Annotated in this window: 18 protein-coding genes and 1 pseudogene; 12 read left to right on the top strand and 7 right to left on the bottom strand. The window is 49.6% G+C overall.

The annotated features are described in order from the left end of the window. Positions 1-48: 48 nt before the first annotated feature. Entirely contained in the window at positions 49-1,050 is a 1,002-nt protein-coding gene (locus tag ACQY6F_RS04685; protein ID WP_428772572.1) for a LacI family DNA-binding transcriptional regulator, read from the bottom strand. 253 nt (positions 1,051-1,303) lie between these two features. On the opposite strand from ACQY6F_RS04685, the gene ACQY6F_RS04680 reads away from it, so the two are divergent. From ACQY6F_RS04680 to ACQY6F_RS04645, 8 genes are all read left to right on the top strand, one after another. Continuing rightward, positions 1,304-3,064 carry a class I mannose-6-phosphate isomerase gene (locus tag ACQY6F_RS04680; protein ID WP_428772570.1) on the top strand — a complete coding sequence of 587 codons (1,761 nt, stop codon included), beginning with the start codon at positions 1,304-1,306 and terminating at the stop codon, positions 3,062-3,064. A 2-nt stretch (positions 3,065-3,066) separates the two neighbouring features. Then, positions 3,067-3,495, top strand: a complete 429-nt coding sequence (locus ACQY6F_RS04675) for a PTS sugar transporter subunit IIA (RefSeq protein ID WP_428772569.1) — start codon at positions 3,067-3,069, stop codon at positions 3,493-3,495. A gap of 10 nt (positions 3,496-3,505) precedes the next feature. Then, positions 3,506-4,003 carry a PTS system mannose/fructose/N-acetylgalactosamine-transporter subunit IIB gene (locus tag ACQY6F_RS04670; protein ID WP_428772568.1) on the top strand — a complete coding sequence of 166 codons (498 nt, stop codon included), beginning with the start codon at positions 3,506-3,508 and terminating at the stop codon, positions 4,001-4,003. 30 nt (positions 4,004-4,033) lie between these two features. Beyond that, complete coding sequence (locus tag ACQY6F_RS04665) at positions 4,034-4,831, top strand: PTS mannose/fructose/sorbose/N-acetylgalactosamine transporter subunit IIC (RefSeq protein ID WP_428772566.1); 798 nt, start codon at positions 4,034-4,036, stop codon at positions 4,829-4,831. After that, on the top strand, positions 4,831-5,679 hold the full coding sequence (locus ACQY6F_RS04660) for a PTS system mannose/fructose/sorbose family transporter subunit IID (RefSeq protein ID WP_428772564.1): 849 nt from the start codon (positions 4,831-4,833) through the stop codon (positions 5,677-5,679). The genes ACQY6F_RS04665 and ACQY6F_RS04660 overlap by 1 nt, the downstream gene beginning before the upstream one ends. A 46-nt stretch (positions 5,680-5,725) precedes the next feature. After that, positions 5,726-6,862, top strand: a complete 1,137-nt coding sequence (locus ACQY6F_RS04655) for an AGE family epimerase/isomerase (RefSeq protein ID WP_428772562.1) — start codon at positions 5,726-5,728, stop codon at positions 6,860-6,862. Continuing rightward, a complete protein-coding gene (locus ACQY6F_RS04650) occupies positions 6,859-7,416 on the top strand; it encodes a glucose-6-phosphate isomerase family protein (protein ID WP_428772560.1) in 558 nt (185 codons plus the stop codon). The genes ACQY6F_RS04655 and ACQY6F_RS04650 overlap by 4 nt, the downstream gene beginning before the upstream one ends. Positions 7,417-7,604: 188 nt before the next feature. After that, positions 7,605-8,462 (top strand): AraC family transcriptional regulator, encoded by an 858-nt coding sequence (locus ACQY6F_RS04645; RefSeq protein WP_428772559.1) that lies wholly within the window; start codon positions 7,605-7,607, stop codon positions 8,460-8,462. Between the two features lie 84 nt (positions 8,463-8,546). Here the strand turns inward: ACQY6F_RS04645 and ACQY6F_RS04640 are convergent, their stop codons facing one another. The 4 genes from ACQY6F_RS04640 to ACQY6F_RS04625 form a co-directional block, all read right to left on the bottom strand. After that, the gene (locus tag ACQY6F_RS04640; RefSeq protein WP_428772557.1) at positions 8,547-9,839 is read right to left on the bottom strand and encodes a TRAP transporter large permease; all 1,293 of its coding nucleotides are present in this window, start codon (positions 9,837-9,839) and stop codon (positions 8,547-8,549) included. Between the two features lie 3 nt (positions 9,840-9,842). Further along, the gene (locus ACQY6F_RS04635; protein ID WP_428772556.1) at positions 9,843-10,403 is read right to left on the bottom strand and encodes a TRAP transporter small permease; all 561 of its coding nucleotides are present in this window, start codon (positions 10,401-10,403) and stop codon (positions 9,843-9,845) included. Beyond that, positions 10,400-11,428, bottom strand: a complete 1,029-nt coding sequence (locus ACQY6F_RS04630) for a TRAP transporter substrate-binding protein (RefSeq protein ID WP_428772554.1) — start codon at positions 11,426-11,428, stop codon at positions 10,400-10,402. The genes ACQY6F_RS04635 and ACQY6F_RS04630 overlap by 4 nt, the downstream gene beginning before the upstream one ends. Before the next feature lie 930 nt (positions 11,429-12,358). Further along, the gene (locus ACQY6F_RS04625; RefSeq protein ID WP_428772553.1) at positions 12,359-13,279 is read right to left on the bottom strand and encodes a DUF368 domain-containing protein; all 921 of its coding nucleotides are present in this window, start codon (positions 13,277-13,279) and stop codon (positions 12,359-12,361) included. A gap of 717 nt (positions 13,280-13,996) precedes the next feature. On the opposite strand from ACQY6F_RS04625, the gene gltS reads away from it, so the two are divergent. From gltS to ACQY6F_RS04610, 3 genes are all read left to right on the top strand, one after another. Continuing rightward, positions 13,997-15,223: a sodium/glutamate symporter gene (gene gltS, locus ACQY6F_RS04620; RefSeq protein WP_428772552.1), complete on the top strand. Its 1,227-nt coding sequence runs from the start codon at positions 13,997-13,999 to the stop codon at positions 15,221-15,223. Between the two features lie 81 nt (positions 15,224-15,304). Further along, a complete protein-coding gene (locus ACQY6F_RS04615) occupies positions 15,305-15,583 on the top strand; it encodes a GNAT family N-acetyltransferase (protein ID WP_428772550.1) in 279 nt (92 codons plus the stop codon). Then, entirely contained in the window at positions 15,562-16,563 is a 1,002-nt protein-coding gene (locus ACQY6F_RS04610) for a phosphotransferase (RefSeq protein ID WP_428772548.1), read from the top strand. The genes ACQY6F_RS04615 and ACQY6F_RS04610 overlap by 22 nt, the downstream gene beginning before the upstream one ends. A gap of 21 nt (positions 16,564-16,584) precedes the next feature. Here ACQY6F_RS04610 and ACQY6F_RS04605 read toward each other — a convergent pair whose 3' ends face one another. Both ACQY6F_RS04605 and ACQY6F_RS04600 read right to left on the bottom strand, forming a co-directional pair. Further along, positions 16,585-17,076 (bottom strand): GNAT family N-acetyltransferase, encoded by a 492-nt coding sequence (locus ACQY6F_RS04605; RefSeq protein ID WP_428772546.1) that lies wholly within the window; start codon positions 17,074-17,076, stop codon positions 16,585-16,587. Positions 17,077-17,186: 110 nt separating this feature from the next. Then, the gene (locus ACQY6F_RS04600; RefSeq protein ID WP_428772544.1) at positions 17,187-18,152 is read right to left on the bottom strand and encodes an endonuclease/exonuclease/phosphatase family protein; all 966 of its coding nucleotides are present in this window, start codon (positions 18,150-18,152) and stop codon (positions 17,187-17,189) included. Between the two features lie 118 nt (positions 18,153-18,270). Between ACQY6F_RS04600 and ACQY6F_RS04595 the strand changes: the two are divergent. Further along, a pseudogene (locus tag ACQY6F_RS04595) lies at positions 18,271-19,018 on the top strand (MFS transporter); the annotation flags it as partial.

Here is a 19,018-nt window from a genome sequence, read left to right as displayed (position 1 = left end):
TGCCCGGATTTTTTTATCTGGCTTGGGCCAGTCCCATTGCTCACTAACTCAGCTGCATGATTCACGCAACACCAGTTGAGGGGGCAGCACCACACTTCTTACCGGCTGTTTATTCTGTTGCATGCGCTCGAGGATCAACGAGCCAGCGGTGCGGCCGATCTCGCGGGCGGAAACCGAGACAGTGGTCAATGGCGGGTTGGTATCAGCTGCTTCGGGTACATCATCGAAACCTATGACCGAAATATCTTTACCTACCTGCTTACCCTGTTCTCTGACTGCGCGCATAACACCAAAGGCGACGATGTCCTGATAACCAATAATGGCGGTGATTTCCGGATGCTGTTCTAGCAGTTCCTTGGTTTGCTTCGCTGCATCGGAGCGGTTGGCTCCACAGGTTCGAATGTAGTGATCATTAAAAGGGATACCGTGTTCAATCAGTTTCGACAGGTAACCACCCAGCCGATAAGAACGGGTGCGGGACTGTTTTAAGCCGCCGACAAAGCCAATGTGCCGGTGACCCAGTTTGATTAGGTGTTCGGTGGCCAGTTGTACCCCCATAAAATTATTGGTGCCGACATAATCGAACTGTTCGTAGCCCATTGGTCTGACGGCCATAACAATAGGCAGGCCGCGACTTTTTACCGTTTCAAGGTACTCAATATCGGTGTCCATCGCCGGGCAGATAACCATACCGGCGGCGTTCTGGCTCAGCAAAGAGTCGATAAACTGTTTCTGCCGCTCGACGTTCTCTTCGGCATTGGCCAGAAACAGCAACGTATTATGTTGTTCCAGGTAATGACTCAACCCGGCGATCAATTCGGCGTAAAAAGGATTGGTGATATCCGGGGTTACCAATCCGACCAGGTTACTGGTTTTATGACGTAGATTGGCTGCAGTTTGGTTGTACACATAACCGAGCGTTTCGACCGCTTCCAGTACTCGTTGCCGGGTTTTGGACGATATTCGGCCTTTGTTGGTTAATACCTGCGATACCGTGGCTATTGAGACTGAACAATGACGTGCCACATCGGCGATGGTTGGTTTGCTCATGCTGTTGTCCTGTCTATTAAATATTCGTATAAATTCAATAAGATACGGTAAAAATTTAGCGGGTGTAATAATAGATTAAACGTTTAACCTAAAATCTGTTCATTTTATGCATCAGAAGCGTGATCTAAAGCTCAATAGTCTGCAGTGACAGAGGTTAATTGCAGGTAATTGACGGGTTAAACGAGTTTACCAGTTTGAGGATTGATAAATGGGCTGATTATATTGTCACTAGTTGATCAATTTTGGGTGATGTATGCAATACCTGACTGAACAATCCAACTATGACAAAACACCTCATGTGGAGGTTGCAGGCTATGCTGACCATGCTTGGCAGGGGTGGCCGGAGATCCTGGCGCAGCTCAGACAACAAGTGACCGGGCAGGCACGGTCGGTACTGGTTATCGATACCTATTACGGCACCAACCATTGTGAAATCTATCAGCAGCTAATTGCGCCATTGAATCCGGCATTAACGGTGTTCACCGAAGACGCCAGACATTCAGAACAATACCTGCTTTCCATGTTAGATCGCCATATCACCGACGATCGGGTTTTTGGCGTGATTGCGCCGCACAAGATGGAAGAATTCTTTGATCGCGACAAACTGAGTCAGCTTCAAGCGCTGATCGAACGGCAGCGCGACGGCTTAATTGTGATTTACGGACACGCTGCCAGTTTGTTCGCCACAGCGGATATTCTCGTTTACGCCGATATGGCCCGCTGGGAAATACAGCAGCGCTTTCGCCGTGGTGAGCTGGGAAACTGGGGGGCGAACAATAATCAGGAAGATCTGTTGCGCCGTTACAAGCGAGCATTTTTTGTCGAATGGCGGGTATTCGACCGTTACAAAGCGCCATTGCTGGCCAAAGCAGATTTTGTGCTGGATACCAATATTGCCCGGCAGCCAAAGCTGGTATCTGGCGCGGCGTTTACTGCCGGTCTGCAACAGACGGCCGAGCAGCCATTCCGCCTGGTACCGTTTTTCGACCCGGGCGTCTGGGGCGGACAATGGATGAAACAGGTCTGTGATTTGGACCCGGATCAGCCCAATTACGCCTGGTGTTTTGACTGTGTTCCGGAAGAAAACAGTCTGCGGCTGAAATACGGCGATGTCATCCTCGAAGTGCCGGCTCAGGATCTGGTGTTAAGCCAGCCGCGCGCGCTGTTGGGTGAAAGCGTTCACGCCCGCTTCGGAGCGGAGTTCCCGATCCGGTTCGACTTCCTCGATACCATGGAAGGGCAAAACCTCAGTCTACAGGTGCATCCGCTGACGGAATATATCCAGACTGAGTTTGGTATGCACTACACCCAGGATGAAAGCTACTACATGCTGGATTGCGGTCCGGATGCCAGCGTTTATCTCGGTACACAAACCGGGGTGGATCCAGAGCAGATGATGGACGCGTTGCATTCGGCCCAAATGGGCCTGTGCGAGTTTGATGACCGCCACTATATCAACCAGTTTGTCGCCAAAAAACACGATCACTTCCTGATCCCTGCCGGTACGGTCCATTGCGCCGGAACCAACGCCATGGTGCTGGAGATCAGTGCTACGCCTTTTATCTTCACTTTTAAACTCTGGGACTGGGGCCGGTTAGGTCTGGATGGCTTGCCGCGTCCGGTACATCTGCAGCACGGTCAGCAGGTTATCCAGTGGGATCGAGATACCCAGTGGTGTCGTGAAAATCTGGTTAACGCCGTCACGCCCATTGCGGAAGGGGATGGTTGGCGTGAGGAAGTGACCGGTTTGCATAAGCGTCAGTTTATTGAAACGCGGCGACACTGGTTCTCTAAACCGGTACTGCATCGGACAGAAGCAACGGTCAATGTGCTCAACCTGATCGAAGGGCGAGAAGCCAGGGTAACCAGCCCCAACGGAGCCTTTGCACCGTTCGTGGTGCACTACGCGGAAACGTTCGTTATTCCTGCCCGGGTGGATGAATACCGGATTGAACCTTGGGGTGAAAGCGCCGGTCAGGAAATCGCCACCATCAAGGCTTATGTAAGGGGTTAATTATGATTCACTTTATTGTTGCAACACACGGCCCTCTGGCTACCTCTTTAATTGAATGTGCCCGTATGGTGTATGGCGAGCTGAGCAATATCAGTTCTGTGTCATTAACCGAACAGGGTGGCATAGAAAAGTTCAAGCACGATTTTGAGCGTGAAATCAACTCAGTTGCAAAAAACTCTGACGGCGTGATCGTACTCTGCGACCTGGAGTGTGGTAGCCCATATAACGTCGCGTGTCAGTACAGCTTTGATCGACATTTTCCGGTTCCGGTGGAGGTGATCAGCGGCGTTAATTTTCCCATCGTCCTGATGAGCGCCGATTACATCGAGCAGAACGATGTCGAGGCGGTCGCTGAGCAGTTGCTGCTGCAAGCACTGCAAACCATCGTCGTGGCCGCTCCGAAAGAGCTGGCACTAGAGGACGAGTTCTGAGGAGAACAGTATGACGATTTCATTTGTACGGATTGATGACAGGGTGATCCATGGCCAGTTAATGACCCGTTGGGCGAAAGAGCTGCCATGCGACGGAATCGTCGCGGTTGATGACGCGGTGGCCGCTGATCCACTGCTGTCACAAGTGATGAGAGGCGCGGTGACGGATGTCAAAGTGTGGCTGTTCGATACCCAGACCGCAATTGAAAAACTGCCGAAGGTCATCAGCAGTGAAAAGAACTACTTCCTGATTGCCAAGTCGCCGGTGACATTACGCCAGATTACTGAGGCGGGTATTTCACTGGTCAATCTGAATAACAGGATCAACGTAGGACCGATGAGCGCCAGAGAAGACACCATCACGATAGGAGGCAATCAATGTGTCAATGAGACGGAAATCTCGGCGTTTGATTACCTGTCTCAAGCCGGTCACCAGATTGAGTTCCGCCTGGTACCGGACGCCAGCAGTTTTAGCTGGCCTGAGGCGCAGAAAAAGTTAACAAAATAACAAGTTAAACGTAACATTAAGGACGAGATTATGTTTTTAGAAGCAGTATTTATCGGGATACTCTGTTATCTCGGCGCGTTGTCGTCACCCTGGCTGTTGGGGGTGACGGGAGGCTGGTACACCATTACCCGGCCACTGGTATCGGGCATGCTGGTGGGCATCATTCTGGGAGACATGCAAACCGGTATCATGGTGGGCGTTGCCGTCCAGGCGGTATATATCGCGATGGTGACCCCTGGTGGTTCAATGCCGGCCGATCTTAACTTTGTCGCCTATCCGGCAATTGCGCTCGGGATCATGTCTGGTCAGGGCGTGGAGGTGGCGGTCGCCATTGCGGCTACCATAGGTATTGCCGGCACCATTATTTTTAACTTTATGATGGTGCTGAATTCTTATTGGAACCACCGCGCCGATCTGGCCGTTGCTGAGGGTGACGAGCGGGGGGTTTACCTCAATTCTGCCATTTTTCCGCAAGTTACTAACTTCCTGATGCGTTTTATTCCAACTTTTGTGGCGGTTTACTTTGGCAACCAATATATCGAAGGCGTGATGGCCAGCCTGCCTCAGCTTGTTATCGATACCATGACGGTACTCGGTGGCATCCTGCCCGCGGTGGGTATCGCCATCTTGCTCAAACAGATCATCAAAGAAAACACCATGCTGATCTATTTCCTGGTGGGTTTTGTCGGGGTGGTTTTCCTGCAACTGAATATGGTCGGCCTGGTCATAATCGGCGGGCTGTTTGCTCTGTTGCACTACAACTACAAGCCAGATCCTCTGCCTGCGCAGGGGGTGACCACTCAACCTGACGAAGAGGACGAATTCTGATGACGGTACTAAACAAGAAAATCGACACCGACTTTCAATCCCGAGTCGAGTTGGATAAACAGGATCTGATTAAATGCTGGCGCGCCTGGATGATGTACAACCTCTCTTCAATGAGTTTTGAGCGTCTGGAATCGTTTGGTTTTTGTCTTGGTATGATGCCGGCGTTGAAGAAGCTTTACCCCAATAAACAACAACGGGCCGAGGCAATGAAACGTCACGCCTCTTTTTACAATACCGAGCCGCAACTGGGGGCGATCATCAGTGGTATGGCGGTTGGCCTGGAAGAGAAAAAAGCCAATGGCGAACCTGTCGACGGGGAAACCATCAACACTCTGAAAGTGGGTTTGATGGGACCGGTGGCGGGTATCGGTGACTCTATGATCCCTGGCATGTTGATTCCCATCCTGCTCAGCATCGGTATGGCACTGGCGGCTGGCGGCAATGTATTGGGTCCGATTTTCTACATCCTGGCCTACAACGCGATTGTCATTTTGGGTTCTTATACCCTGTTTATGAAAGGCTATCAGTTGGGCGCCGGGTCGGTAGAGATTTTGGTCAGCCATAAATCAACCAAAATCCGTGAGGCGTTGTCACTGTTGGGGGTGTTTGTCATGGGCGGGGTGGCCGCCAGTTACATCAACCTCTCGACCGGATTGGAATTTGCGACCAAAGACGGGGTCGATATTCAACTTCAGTCGATGCTGGATGGCATCTTTCCTAAATTATTGCCTCTGGTCGTGGTTCTGGGCATTTGGTATGCGATGGCCAAAATGAACCTCAGTCCGGTAAAAGCCATGCTCTCTCTGGTCGTGATCTCGGCTATTGGAGTCTCGCTCGGCATTTTCTGATATCGGTGGGCGCCTGTTCTGGGTGCCCAAACTGGGAGCCATAACCATGACAACCGAACTGCAACAACTGGCACAACGATGTCAGACCTGGCTGCAATCGGCCGCTTTGCCTCGCTGGCGACGAAGTTATGATCCAGAGCGGCGCCTTTTTGCAGAAGGTATTTCCGCAGAGCAGCAGCCCTACTGCGATGATTTTGTCCGATTTCGTGTTCAGTCGCGCCAGATATACGTATTTGCTCACGCCACGGAACTTGATTTAGTGCGGGAGCCAAAACTTATCGTTGACGGTCTGGCTGGGCTGGAGGCCTTCAAGCACGCCAGTGGTGGCTATCAGTTTGCCCTGGGCGGCAATGACGGCTACCTGAGCGAGCAGGTTAATACCTATGAGCAGGCTTTTGCCCTGATGGCATTTTCCTGGGGGTATGCCATCACCTCAGATGTTTATTATCTGGAACAGATGGAGTACCTCTATAACTGGTTGGAGACTCATCTGGCGGACCCGCTCGGGGGAGGGTATTTTACCGCTCTGAATCAGCAAGACACTCGTGATCAGAATCCCCATATGCACCTGTTCGAGGCGCTGTTGTGCTGTTATCAACATACCGGCCATACCCGATGGTTGGATCGCGCCGACCACCTCTATGTGCTGTTTCGCTGCAAATTTCTTCAGAGCGGCCATCTTACCGAGTTCTATGACCGTGACTGGTCGCCAAATAGTCAACTGAGTATAAGGGTGGATCCCGGCCATCATTACGAGTGGATCTGGCTGTTGAATCGTTATCAGCGTCTTTGTGGCATTGATGTCAGCAAGCCTATCTCCCAGTTGTACCAGTTTGCCAGTCTGTTTGGTCATAACCGCAACGGCTTAGTCCGGGATGAAATTTTAAGCAATGGCAATGAGTTACGCTCCACTTCCAGGTTATGGTGCCAGACCGAATACCTCAAAGCCGCCATTGTGCTGTGGGAACGGGACCCGTGCCGGGAGTGTCGGCAGGTTATATGCCAAGCGGTCAGTATGATATTTGACTACTATCTCGATCCAGCGCCAGCGCCCGGTTTGTGGATCGATCAGGTCGACGAAATGGGTAAACCCGTCGAAAGGAATTCACCTGCCAGCAGCTTCTACCACCTGTTTCTGGCCTTTGCCGAACTCATCCGAATTGCTAATAAGGGGGCTCTATGAATGCGATATGTCCGCCATCTGTCGATTACCTGACCGGGGAAATCGAAGCCGATGATTTGATAACCAAAGTGTCCACCCTGGGTTCGCTAAAAAATGTCTTTGCCGACCAGGTCGCCCAGGCAACGATGCCGCAGGAGACACTGGTGTACCACGTTGCCATGCTGCCGGCTGAAACGGATAAAGGGGAACTCAATTTTGGTGTTACCCATATCGAACCGGGCCGAGTCGGGGAGGAGTTTTACATGACCCGCGGGCATCTGCATGAGCACGCTGAACAGGCCGAATATTACTTTGGTGTCGCCGGGAAAGGGCTGTTACTGATGCAGAGTCTGGATGGCAGAGTAGAACTGGGACATGTCTTCGCTGGCAGCGTTCATCATATTCGCGGTTATGTGGCTCATCGCCTGATCAACATAGGCGATGAGCGGTTGTCGGCACTTGCAGTATGGCCAGCTATCGCCGGTCACGACTACCAATTTATCGATAAGATAGGATTTAAAATTCGCGTCGTCTGGCGTGATGGTGAAATCAAAGTTGTAGAGGGAGGGCACTAGTTAAGACTTGGTAACCAACGCTTGTTTCAAGCTCCTAAGAGGCAGTAACTCACCCCCAACAGGTTGCTGCCTCTTTTTCATATCCGGATATCCTCTGCACCACTCAGGTGAGCAATTTTAGTCAAGATCAGCATTCTGGCTTATGGCAAGATGACTCCATATTAACGTTTTACATCGGATATCAGGCCATGAGTTCTAGCCCGGATCAGCGTATTAAGCGGGTGTGTGATTATATTGACCGCCATCTGGATCAAAGGTTATCACTGGACGTGTTAAGCCAGGTGGCATGTTGCTCTAAATATCATTTCCACCGGGTGTTTAAAGCCTCGGTTGGCGTGAGTGCAGTTCAGTATGTGCAATTGGCAAGACTGCGGCGAGCGTCGTTTCGTCTGGCGTTTGAAACCCAGTTCAGCGTACTTGATATTGCGCTGGAGGCTAAGTTTGACAGCCATGAGGCGTTTAGCCGGGCGTTTAACCGTCAGTTTGCCGTCACGCCGAGTCAATTTCGTCGTTCGCCGGACTGGTTAAGCTGGCATTCGGTGTTTACTTTTCAACTTCCCAATGCAGGAGAACATCATATGGACGTCAGTCTGGTCGACATGCCACCGCAGCAGCTAGCCGTGATTGAACACTACGGTGACCCGAAACGAGTGCTGGAAACAGCAGCGAAATTTATCGAATGGCGCAAAAGCACCGGGTTATCCCCACTGGACAATAGCAAAACTTTCGGGATTCCCTACAGCGATCCAGCCGAGACGCCGGAGGAAGAATTTCGATTTGATATTTGCGGCACCATAGATGGTGACGTGCCGGATAACGCCTTCGGGGTGAAGTCGGGGTGGCTACCGGGCGGTCGCTTTGCCGTAGCACGCCATTTCGGCAGTCATGACAATATTGGCGACACTGTCTATGCGCTGTACCGGCAGTGGCTACCGGAAAGTGGTGAGCAGCTCAGGGATTTTCCGTGCTTTTTCCACTATCACAATTTTGTCCATCAGGTGAATGAATGTGATCTGATCACCGATGTGTATCTGCCGCTCCAGTAACCCACGGTTAAGCCGAAAAAAACCAGCCCGGATGGGCTGGTTTTTGTGTCTGTGGCGTAAACGAACCTGAGGATTTCGCTTTGGTTAAAACAGTAAATTAGGCAAGAATAACACGATGCCCGGCACCAGAATTACCAGGGCTACCCGCGCCAGATCGGCCAGGAAGAACGGTAAGATCCCGCGGTAAATGGTACCGGTGCTGATCTCAGGGACCACAGCATTGAGCATAAACAGATTCAGCCCAAGTGGCGGAGTGATAAATCCGATTTCAACGCACATGACCACCACGATACCAAACCAGATTGGGTCGAAGCCCATGCTGATCACGACAGGCAGAAAGATCGGTATGGTCAATAGGATCATCGACAACCCTTCCAGAAGGCAGCCGAGCACAACATAGACCAATACCATCACCGCCATCACCATCAGTGGGGACAGTGAATTGTCATTGATGAAGGCCAGTAAGTAGTCCGCGATACCAGAGAAGGCGACAAATTCAGAAAAGACCTGAGCGCCAATGTAAACCATAAACATCATGGTGGTGGTACCGGCTGTCTCCAACATGGTTTCGCTAAACGATTGCCAGTTCAGTTTGCCGCGCCACCAGGTGAAAGCCAGCGCGCCAAATGCCCCGACACCGGCTGCTTCAGTTGGGGTAAATACGCCGCCGTAGATGCCACCCATGATCAAACCAAACAGGACCACCACACCGCCGATATGCTGCACTGCTTCGAATCGTTGCGCCCAGGTTGATTTCTCACCGGCTGGACCGGCACTGGGATCTCGGGCAATCACCAATCTGGCCGCGATCATATAGCCGACGATACCCAGTATGCCGGGTACCAGACCCGCTGCGAACAACATACCGATATGGGTTTGCGTCATCACGCCGTAGATCACCATGATGATGCTGGGCGGGATCAGTATTCCCAGGGTGCCACCGGCGGCAATAGTAGCCGCTGACAGCTGATCGGAATAGTTGTATTTCTTCATCGAGGGGTAAGACACTTTGGCCATGGTGCCAACCGTTGCCAGGCTCGAGCCCGACACCGCGGCAAAGCCACCACTGGCGACAATAGTGGCCAGTGCCAGGCCGCCTTTGCGATGGCCGATGAAAGTGTTGGCTGCTGCATAGATATCTCTGGACAGCCCAGCCCGGCTGATCAAGGTTCCCATAAATATAAATAAGGGTACGGCAGACAGGGTGTAGGACATGGCTCCGTCACGGAGAATTTGTCCGGTCAGGGCAAACGAAGGTGACCAGCCAACAAATGACGCGTAGCCGTAACAGCCGACTAACATCAGCGCTAATGCGATGGGTAATCGCATAAAAATCAGGGTGATAAGAACAGCGAAGGCGGTAAACGCAAACTCCATGGATTAACTCCTATGCGAACGTGCCTGAGTGGCTGCCGGGCCACGTTGTAATCGGCGGGTGAAAAACTGCCCTGCTTTGTAACCGAACAGAGCGCAGGTGAGACCTGACATAATGGCCATCCCGTAGACAACCGGATACATGGGAATTTCCAGCAAGGGCGTTTGATCGCCGTAGCTGGCGGCGCGCCCGGCGAGTATCCAAAGACGCCAGCTAATGATGGCAAAGATCACCATTCCCAACAGGTCACCAATGCATTGCAGCAATCCGGTCATCGACTTTGATAACCAGTTGTCGATGATATCGACCACAATATGATCGTTTTTAAGCGTGACTAACGGCAAAGAGACAAAGATCAATAGCGCCATCAGCACTTCGGTCAGCTCTGTAGCGCCAGGGATAGGGGAGTTAAAAACATAACGCCCCGTCACGTCACACACCGTAATCGCAATCATGGCTGAAATCGTCACACTGACTAATACTGTGGTGATTTTTTTCAGTTTGATTAGCATAGGACTCCGGCTTTCGCCGGAATCCTCTACTCCTGGTAAGTGATGCTGGTTCATAGCTCCTGCTCCAGCTTGGCTATTTCATCGCGGAATTCACCCAGCACTTGTTTGGCATTAGACAAACCGGCTTTTTCAGCTCTGGCTATCCATTTTGCATCTACTTGCGACAGGGTATTTTTGATGTCGGACTCCAGTTTGCCTTCGGCCATTTTGAAGGTGTGTCCTTTTTCCTGGCCTGCTTCAAATGAAGCCTGGTCCAGCTCATGTACGGCGTTACCCCAGATGGTGGCCCAGGTTTCTCCGGATGCTCTGATTAACGCTTGTTGATCCTGCTCTGAAAGTGAATCGAATTTTTCCGGGTTCATCACCAGTGCGTAGGATGAATTGTAGAAACCTCCACGGACCGCCAGAGTGTGATTGATCAGATCCAGTAGACGGAAACTTTTGACGGACTCTTGCGCCAGCATGGCACCGTCGACGATGCCGGTTGCCAATGTTTCATAAAGCTCTGAGACAGGTTTTTGTACCGGAATGGCACCCAGAGGTGAGGTAGCCGCAATCGAGGCACCGCCTGCTACCCGAACTTTCAGGCCAGAGAAATCATGTATGGAGTTGATCTCTTTTTTGGTGGTATGCAGACGACCGCCAGCCAGGGTAGACAGACCAAGTAGCTTAACGCCTCTGTGCTCGTTGTATTGCGCCAGGTGTTTGTTGTAAATGCGCCAGTACGCTTTACCGACTGCTACGGCGTTGTCACCCAGAAACGGCAGTTCTGATATTTCTTGCAGTGGGAAGCGTCCTGGTGTGTAGGCGTGAATCGGGAAAGTGATATCTGCGATACCGTCGCGTGCAACGTCAAATTGGGTCGCGGCTGAACCCACAACTTTTGGTAACAACACGATCTTAATCCGACCTTCGGACTCTTTGGCAACTTCAGCGATCCAAGGTTTTAAGATCTTTTCTGACAATGGATGAGTCGGTGGCAACCAATTGGACATGCGCAGGATAGTCGTCTCTGCCCAAGCAGCGGTAGAGACACATGAACAGAGTGCGATAAGTGAAGCAATGAGTTTAGATTTCATAGTGAATTCCCTTTCTTAGGCTCAACTTCGGCTTCTCAGGTTCCAATTTTCCAGTGTGAGAAGCGTTAAGTGGTCAATAGTTACGATGCATGTGAATAAATTGTTAACTTGGATTTTCTATTGTTAACTTAAATTAAAATTAATTTCAAACACTCATTTAAATTTTCTATTAAATATTTTTAACCCATCATGGTGAGATCAAAAAATTAGTCATTTCACTGTAACAGTCGAGATTTTTTGTATCTCAATGTGACAGGGAGTTTTTGATACTTCATGCATAATTGGCAGCGGTGTTATGTTGGCTAGATTATTATTTTAGTGAATCATATTGGCATTTTTACTAATAAATAATGATCAAATAACGACGAGGGTAATTTGCAGGCTCTAAGGCGATTGGCTTAGTGGTTATGGATTATTTTTGTTTTAAAACAACAATATAGTCTTTTAAGTTGGTGTAATGGTAAGAATCTTAAAGCAGATTTTTCTCATAGGTTATCATCGATTTTATAGTAACTGTAAGAAAGTTACTTATATAAATAAATTTTTAAGTTAAACATAAAAGTTATGAATATTTAAACATTCACAGGTATTATATTGCTCGTGACTTTTAATATTATATCTTGAGTGTTAGACCTAATTTAAATATTAGGAGTTACTTGTTTAGTGTGATGGTTAATATGATTGTTAATAATTAATTTAGAGTAATTAACCTATTTATATGGTGTTGAAGTATTGGGTTATCCGTTGCTTTTCACACAGCTAATCCGAAAGATGACAAGTAACCGTGCTATGGCTTAATCACTTGCCGCAGAGCGCCATAAGCCTTCAGTGGGTGAGATGTGAGTCAGGGTTAAGTTGTGAGTAAGGAGTGAAAGGTGAACTGGCTTGGGGCGGGAATGGAGCAGGGCGGGGCTATCCCCACCCTGACGATTAGTCTTGATGTTTGTCGGCAAATTTTTCCAACCCAAGCACTAGGATGATGGCACAGAACATGAGCGCGATGGCCACAAACAGTTGGGCTGGCTGAGAGGTGATGGTTTCATAGTCGAAGGGTGAGAGATTCTCCTGCAGCAGAGGGACCTGCTCACCTTTTGAGTTGACCCGCCAGCTGAGTGTTTGTTTCCACGGCCAGATTTTCGGCAGTGTGCCTAACATCAGCCCGGTCAAAAATATCAGCGTGACATCCCGGAAGCGTTTCAGTAACCATGAAAGTAGGTGGGAAAATGTCACTAAGCCCAGCACACATCCGCTCAGGAACAGGGCCAGAATGTCTACCTGGAACGATTTTACCGCGCCCAGTACAGGGGTATACATTCCGATTAACAGCAGAATAAAACTGCCCGAGATACCCGGCAGTATCATGGCACATATTGCAATGGAACCGGCAAACAGCACATTAATTCCAGAAGGGGTCATTTCGAGCGGATTGAGTACCGTGATGCTGTAAGCGGCAGCGACACCCAAGAGCAGGAACAGCGCCCTGTCCCATTGCCATTTCTCGACTTGCTTTAACATATGCACAACGGAAACCAGGATCAAACCGAAAAAGAACGACCAGATTGGTATGGGGTGGTTGGTGAGCAGCCAGGAGATCAATTTCGCCAGGGTCGCGATGCTGGTGACAATACCGGCAAATAGTGACAGGAGAAATAACGCGTTAATCCGCTCAAACACGGCACGGATCCCCTGTTTTCTCCACAGTGCAATCAAGCTCGGGTTGACCCGACGAATACTTTCCAACAGAGTGTCATAGATACCGGTGATGAAGGCGATAGTGCCTCCCGATACGCCGGGAACGACATCAGCGGCCCCCATGGCTAAGCCTTTTAAAAAGGTTGTTATGTAGTTCATTGAATTTTCACTGATCGTTGTGGTGTGGGCAGTATACAAATTTCGCCACTCCAGTCATAAAAATTTTGTGTTTTATCTGTTAGCTGGCTTTTAGTCGTTATTGCAATTTTTGTTTTATAGCAACGCAATGCTTATAAACCAGACGCTTATTAAAATGCAGATATTGCAATATGCAATTGCATATTGCAAATAAACCACGAATAAAGTCAGGTCTTTAAGTCGAAAACCGCCGAGTGAACTGGATTGATAAAACTGGCACGATAGCTGCATTAGTAGGAATGACCCTTGTTAAGCCGAGGGTCACCTAGCCAACTGACGTTGTTAGTGAATGAATTTGTTCACAAAATTATATGCCAATCGATCTCGTCGATTGGCTTTTTTTTGCGTTGAATTCATGTCAGTAAAAAACGTGTCAGGCTAGCGAATCATAGCCAGTTAAAACATGGTCTTACTCAATAATCATCTTAACTACTATAACAACCATCAATGTATTGACTGTAACCTATTCGGTTTATTAAGAGGTCGATGAGACTTGGCGGTGTAAATGTGCTATAAATAGCCCACTTTCAGCTAACCTCTGGCTGACGCAGGGCTTGCGGAAACAGAGGGAGATTGAATTTGAGAACTGGTTTTCAGCATCGTTTTGCTGTTGCTGGCTCATCAATCAGGGATTGCCTGATCAAGGATGATGAGTGAGAAACAACAACAAAGAGGTGTATGAATACTATGATTTCTGTCGGACCATTAGAATCTTTCTTAGTCGCGATAAGCGTATTGTTCCTAGGCCACTTTATCAACGGTCGTTTTCCTGTCCTGAGCAAATTTAATATACCTGAACCGATAGTCGGTGGATTGATCGTGGCCTTTGGTATTACCATCGCTCACTTTTTCGATATTGAGTTTGAATTCTCCTTACCGCTGCAAAATACGCTAATGCTGATGTTTTTCAGCACCGTCGGCCTGGCGGCCAACTATACCCAACTGATGAAAGGGGGCGCCAAGGTTTTTATCTTTCTGGCGGTGGCATCGGCATACATCCTGATCCAGAACGGCGTGGGGGTCACACTGGCCAGTACACTGGGCCTGGACCCGCTCATGGGGCTGATCGCCGGCTCGATCACTCTGTCCGGTGGGCACGGTACCGGTGCGGCCTGGTCACAGACTTTTGCAGAAAACTATGGCATAGGCAATACACTGGAAATCGCCATGGCGTCGGCAACGTTTGGTTTGATTATTGGCGGTATTATTGGCAGCCCGGTGGCACAAAAAATCATTAATAAACATGGTATCGAGTCCGAATACGGCCGTGGCACCCATACCCATGAGCGCTTTCCTGAACTGGTGACCTATAACGAATACGAAGAAGATAAAGTGACCGCGAAAAAGGTCATCGAAGTTCTGTCGATACTGCTGCTGTGCGTAACAGGAGCCAAATATCTGGAGCAGTTTGTCAGCAGCTTTGAAATCAAATGGCTGATGATTCCTGATTTTGTTTATGCGCTATTTATTGGTGTATTTATCACTAATGTGCTGGAACTGACTAAAATTCATAAAGTAGACGCAGAAACGGTCGACATCTTGGGTACGGTGTCGCTATCGTTATTCCTGGCAATGGCGTTAATGAGCCTGAAGTTGTGGAATATCTTTGACTTAGCGGTACCATTTTTAATCATTCTGGCGGTGCAGTCACTGGTGCTGGGGTTGTTTGCCTACTATGTCACGTTCAAAGTGATGGGGTCGAATTACGATGCCGCTGTGATGGCTGGCGGTCACTGTGGGTTTGGACTGGGCGCGACACCAACTGCGGTGATGAACATGGGTACTTTGGTTAACAAGTTTGGCCCGTCACCGCAAGCGTTTATGGTGGTGCCTATTGTTGGTGCTTTTTTCATAGATATAGTTAACTTAGTTATTTTACAAGGGTTTATTTCGTTCATTCACTGACGTTACACGACAGTAAACGAATATTCGAAACGGGCGCCTTCAGGTGCCCGTTTTATCAGCGGTTGTTGACACGGAGGCAATATGACGCATTCAATTATCCATGAACCGGATCAGCATCGTTATCTGGTTCACCTGCAAGATGGCATGTACGCGCAGGTTATTTACCGTCAACAAGATCAGGTGTTGCTGCTGACTTCTACTCATGTCCCTGACTCTCTGCAGGGCAAAGGTTACGGCGGCATCATGATGGAAACGGTGTTACCACAGATCGAGGCTGACGGCTTCAAAATCACCCCGGTGTGCAGTTACGTGGTGCACTATCTGGATAAACACCCGGAATGGGCACATTTGGTCGCATAGGCATGCAGATTAACCAGTTAGACGCCGTCATCAGCAGATTGGGGTTTCGTTACATTCACGATCAGCAGCTAATCCAGCCGTTATGGGGCGGATATGGTGAATTAATTCGTGTGCAGGTGGATGACACCAGCCTGATTGTCAAACATATCCAACTACCAAAACCAGAGCACCACCCCCGAGGCTGGAATAGCGACCTCTCCCATCAGCGTAAACTGCACTCCTATCAGGTTGAACTCCGTTGGTACCAGCAATACGCCGTAAACTGCGGCGTGAACTGCCGTGTACCCGGTCCTCTTTTGGTCGAGCAGCAGGGTGAGCAGTTGTTACTGGTGATGGAAGACTTAGCCCAGGCTGGGTTTGCTCGTACGTCGCAACAAGCGAGTGACACCCAGCGCAGCGCCTGTTTGCGCTGGCTGGCCTGTTTTCACGCTCTGCATATGGGCAATTCGGGCAACGGGTTGTGGCCGACCGGAACATACTGGCATCTGGCGACCCGACCCGAGGAGCTAGAGGCGCTGGTGGACCAGGAATTAAAGCAGGCAGCCGACAAATTAGACACCATATTGACCCACGCACCGTTCCAGACCCTGGTGCATGGTGACGCCAAACTGGCCAACTTCTGTTTTACGGCAGATGATTCAGAGGCAGCGGCGGTGGATTTCCAGTATGTTGGTCGTGGCTGCGCGATGAAAGATGTGGCGCTGTTTATCAGCAGTGCGGTGGACCCGGACCAGTGTCAGCAATTAGAACAATCACTGCTGGATGAGTATTTCCACTATCTGGCCCAGGCACTGGCAACATACCAGCCTAAGATAAGTTCAGCTCAGGTGATCACTACCTTGCGGCCCCTGTACGCGATTGCATGGGCGGATTTTCAGCGTTTTCTTAAAGGCTGGTGTCCCGATCACTGGAAAATCAATCCATACAGTGAGCAGTTGACCCAATCAGCATTAGTCAAGCTGGCGGATTACCCCGACTGAGAGCACTAGATTATTCCCAGTCTAGGGTTTAATGCGGGCCATGTAATAGGTACTGATGTATTCACCGTCGCGGAATACCGAGCACTTGGCTTCACCTTCAATTTCAAAGCCAAATTTTTTGTAGCAGGCGATCGCGCGCTGATTGTCGCTGTTCACTTCGATCTGTACTCGTTTAACCTGCAACCAGTTGTCGGCGAGATCCAGTACCGTGGCAATTAACTTGCTGCCAATACCCAGACCGTGAAAGTCGTCGTGTACACCGATACCAAAACTGGCACAGTGGGCGGTGCGCGGGCGCTGTGAATGCTCAAAGCCGATATTGCCGACCACTTTTCCATCCACTTCGGCCACGAAACTGTATATGCCGCTTGGTATATTGCTGAGGCGTTGTGTCCACATTGCTGTGCTGGGCAGAGGTAATTGCAGCGTTTCACGCTGGGCACTGGGCTGTGAGTAAATTTCAGCTAGTGCTGCAGCATCTTCGATAGTCGTGGGGCGTATTGATACTTCCATGTTATGTCTCTGCGCTCATATGATTTCAATACTTTATATCGATTTTGACTGGACATATCAATCGTATTCACTAGTTAAGTTTTTTTGGCTAGTGACTTGTCTGGTTGGAGTTATCTCAGCTTAGTGCGGATAGCAATCACCGCATGGTCGCTGGCATAGCCGTCATAGTCAAAATCGGGTTCAACCAGATGCTTGTCCAGGGTCAGGTACTGTTCGATTTCTAGCAGGCAGTGGGCACTTTGCGGGTTAAATTCGTCCGATACCAGAATGTAGTCGATAATCATCTCCCGATTTTTATGGTAGTGGGTGGCCGGCCGGGTCAGACAGCCCTGGCAGTTATACAGCTCCCAACTGTCAAACATCTTATATGACAGGCCCTCATAGGTGGCTACGGGCGGGCTGCGGAACGGTGCCAGTTCAATACTGTTCAGGGATTGGTTGAAGTCCCCCATCAGCATAAAGGGCCGCTTATGCTGCAACCGGTTGGCAATAATATGCTGTTGGATAAACAGAGCTTCGTAGCCTCGCTGCACGGTGGATATCCAGCTGCCGGTCAGATCGCTTATCCAGTCATCAACATCTTCATGACAGGGTACCAACTCCAGGTCTGTTGGCCGCTGTGATTTGAGATGCACGACATAAAAATCACACAGGCCAATGCCGGGCAATTTTATCGTGGTATGTAACGGTTGGCGGCTAAAGCGAAACTCATCCGGGCAGGGCTGGGCGTTACAGGTGTCCAGCAGTTCGCATTCATTGATGGCAAAGCGAGAAGCGAGCGCCAGCACGGGATCGGAATAGAGATACCCATCGCTGATGGTCGGCTGTGACAGGCAGCAAAAATGGCTGTAGCCACATTCGGAGACGAGATGATGCAACTCATCGGCACTGAACACCTCCTGAAAGCCGACGATATCGGCCGATAACCGGTGCAGTTGCTGCTTTAGCCAACGCTTTTTTGCCAGCCAGGCTTCACAGGAGTAGATATTATCCGGCGAGTAGAAGGCTTCTGGCGGCGCAAGAAAATTCTGCAAGTTGATGGTAGCAAAGGTGAAATGCGATGCGCGAGGCAACATGTGCGGCTCCAAAATGGTCATTGCCGAGGTCAGCGATTCCATTAAGCATAGATTATACGTTGCGAATTTGAGGGCTCGGCGCGTATGATTCAGTCATCATAACGAGAAGGATGACACTATGATGCAGTCTAAACAGGACTGGAAAACTCCGCATAATTTTTTGATTCTGATTTCGATAATCGTCCCGGTCGCTTTTTCAAGCTGGATGGCGCTGCTGAATAACTTTGTGGTAGAACGGGCACAATTTGATGGCGCCGATATCGGCTTGCTGCAAAGTGTCCGAGAAATCCCCGGCTTTCTGGCATTTACCGTGGTGTTTGTGTTGCTGTTTATCCGAGAGCAACGCTTTATGTTGCTGTCACTGGCGATGTTGACGCTGGGCACTGCGCTGACGGGTTTTTATCCGACCCTGACCGGGTTATTGATGACCACATTCTTAATGTCGACCGGTTTTCACTATTTTGAGACACTGAAACAGTCACTGTCGCTGCAATGGTTGAGCAAAGAAGAAGCGCCGGAGATGCTGGGCAAGATGATCTCCATTGGTGCGCTGGCGTCACTGATCACTTACGGCGCACTGTGGGTATGTCTGGAGCTGTTAAAACTCGATTTCTATTACGTGTATCTGCTGTTTGGTGGCAGCGGATTGCTGCTGGTGGTATGGATCTCCCTGGCTTTTCCGCAGTTTAAAAGTGAAACGCCACAGAATAAGAAGCTGGTTCTGCGCAAGCGCTATTGGCTCTATTATGCATTGACCTTTATGAGTGGTGCGCGCCGGCAGATTTTTACCGTTTTTGCCGGCTTTTTGATGGTAGAAAAATTTGGTTATTCCGCTGCGGATATTAGCCTGTTATTTCTGATCAATT

This window comes from Vibrio sp. (assembly GCF_050299255.1).
Lineage (GTDB): Bacteria > Pseudomonadota > Gammaproteobacteria > Enterobacterales > Vibrionaceae > Vibrio.
This window is presented reverse-complemented; position numbering and strand designations above follow the sequence as displayed.

Coding starts and splice junctions, on each gene's coding strand:
- ACQY6F_RS04685 (WP_428772572.1), bottom strand. CDS start 1,050: ATGAGCAAACCAACCATCGCCGATGTGGCACGTCATTGTTCAGTCTCA.
- ACQY6F_RS04615 (WP_428772550.1), top strand. CDS start 15,305: ATGACGCATTCAATTATCCATGAACCGGATCAGCATCGTTATCTGGTT.
- ACQY6F_RS04635 (WP_428772556.1), bottom strand. CDS start 10,403: ATGAACCAGCATCACTTACCAGGAGTAGAGGATTCCGGCGAAAGCCGG.
- gltS (WP_428772552.1), top strand. CDS start 13,997: ATGAATACTATGATTTCTGTCGGACCATTAGAATCTTTCTTAGTCGCG.
- ACQY6F_RS04605 (WP_428772546.1), bottom strand. CDS start 17,076: ATGGAAGTATCAATACGCCCCACGACTATCGAAGATGCTGCAGCACTA.
- ACQY6F_RS04640 (WP_428772557.1), bottom strand. CDS start 9,839: ATGGAGTTTGCGTTTACCGCCTTCGCTGTTCTTATCACCCTGATTTTT.
- ACQY6F_RS04680 (WP_428772570.1), top strand. CDS start 1,304: ATGCAATACCTGACTGAACAATCCAACTATGACAAAACACCTCATGTG.
- ACQY6F_RS04650 (WP_428772560.1), top strand. CDS start 6,859: ATGAATGCGATATGTCCGCCATCTGTCGATTACCTGACCGGGGAAATC.
- ACQY6F_RS04625 (WP_428772553.1), bottom strand. CDS start 13,279: ATGAACTACATAACAACCTTTTTAAAAGGCTTAGCCATGGGGGCCGCT.
- ACQY6F_RS04600 (WP_428772544.1), bottom strand. CDS start 18,152: ATGTTGCCTCGCGCATCGCATTTCACCTTTGCTACCATCAACTTGCAG.
- ACQY6F_RS04655 (WP_428772562.1), top strand. CDS start 5,726: ATGACAACCGAACTGCAACAACTGGCACAACGATGTCAGACCTGGCTG.
- ACQY6F_RS04675 (WP_428772569.1), top strand. CDS start 3,067: ATGATTCACTTTATTGTTGCAACACACGGCCCTCTGGCTACCTCTTTA.
- ACQY6F_RS04645 (WP_428772559.1), top strand. CDS start 7,605: ATGAGTTCTAGCCCGGATCAGCGTATTAAGCGGGTGTGTGATTATATT.
- ACQY6F_RS04630 (WP_428772554.1), bottom strand. CDS start 11,428: ATGAAATCTAAACTCATTGCTTCACTTATCGCACTCTGTTCATGTGTC.
- ACQY6F_RS04610 (WP_428772548.1), top strand. CDS start 15,562: ATGGGCACATTTGGTCGCATAGGCATGCAGATTAACCAGTTAGACGCC.
- ACQY6F_RS04660 (WP_428772564.1), top strand. CDS start 4,831: ATGACGGTACTAAACAAGAAAATCGACACCGACTTTCAATCCCGAGTC.
- ACQY6F_RS04670 (WP_428772568.1), top strand. CDS start 3,506: ATGACGATTTCATTTGTACGGATTGATGACAGGGTGATCCATGGCCAG.
- ACQY6F_RS04665 (WP_428772566.1), top strand. CDS start 4,034: ATGTTTTTAGAAGCAGTATTTATCGGGATACTCTGTTATCTCGGCGCG.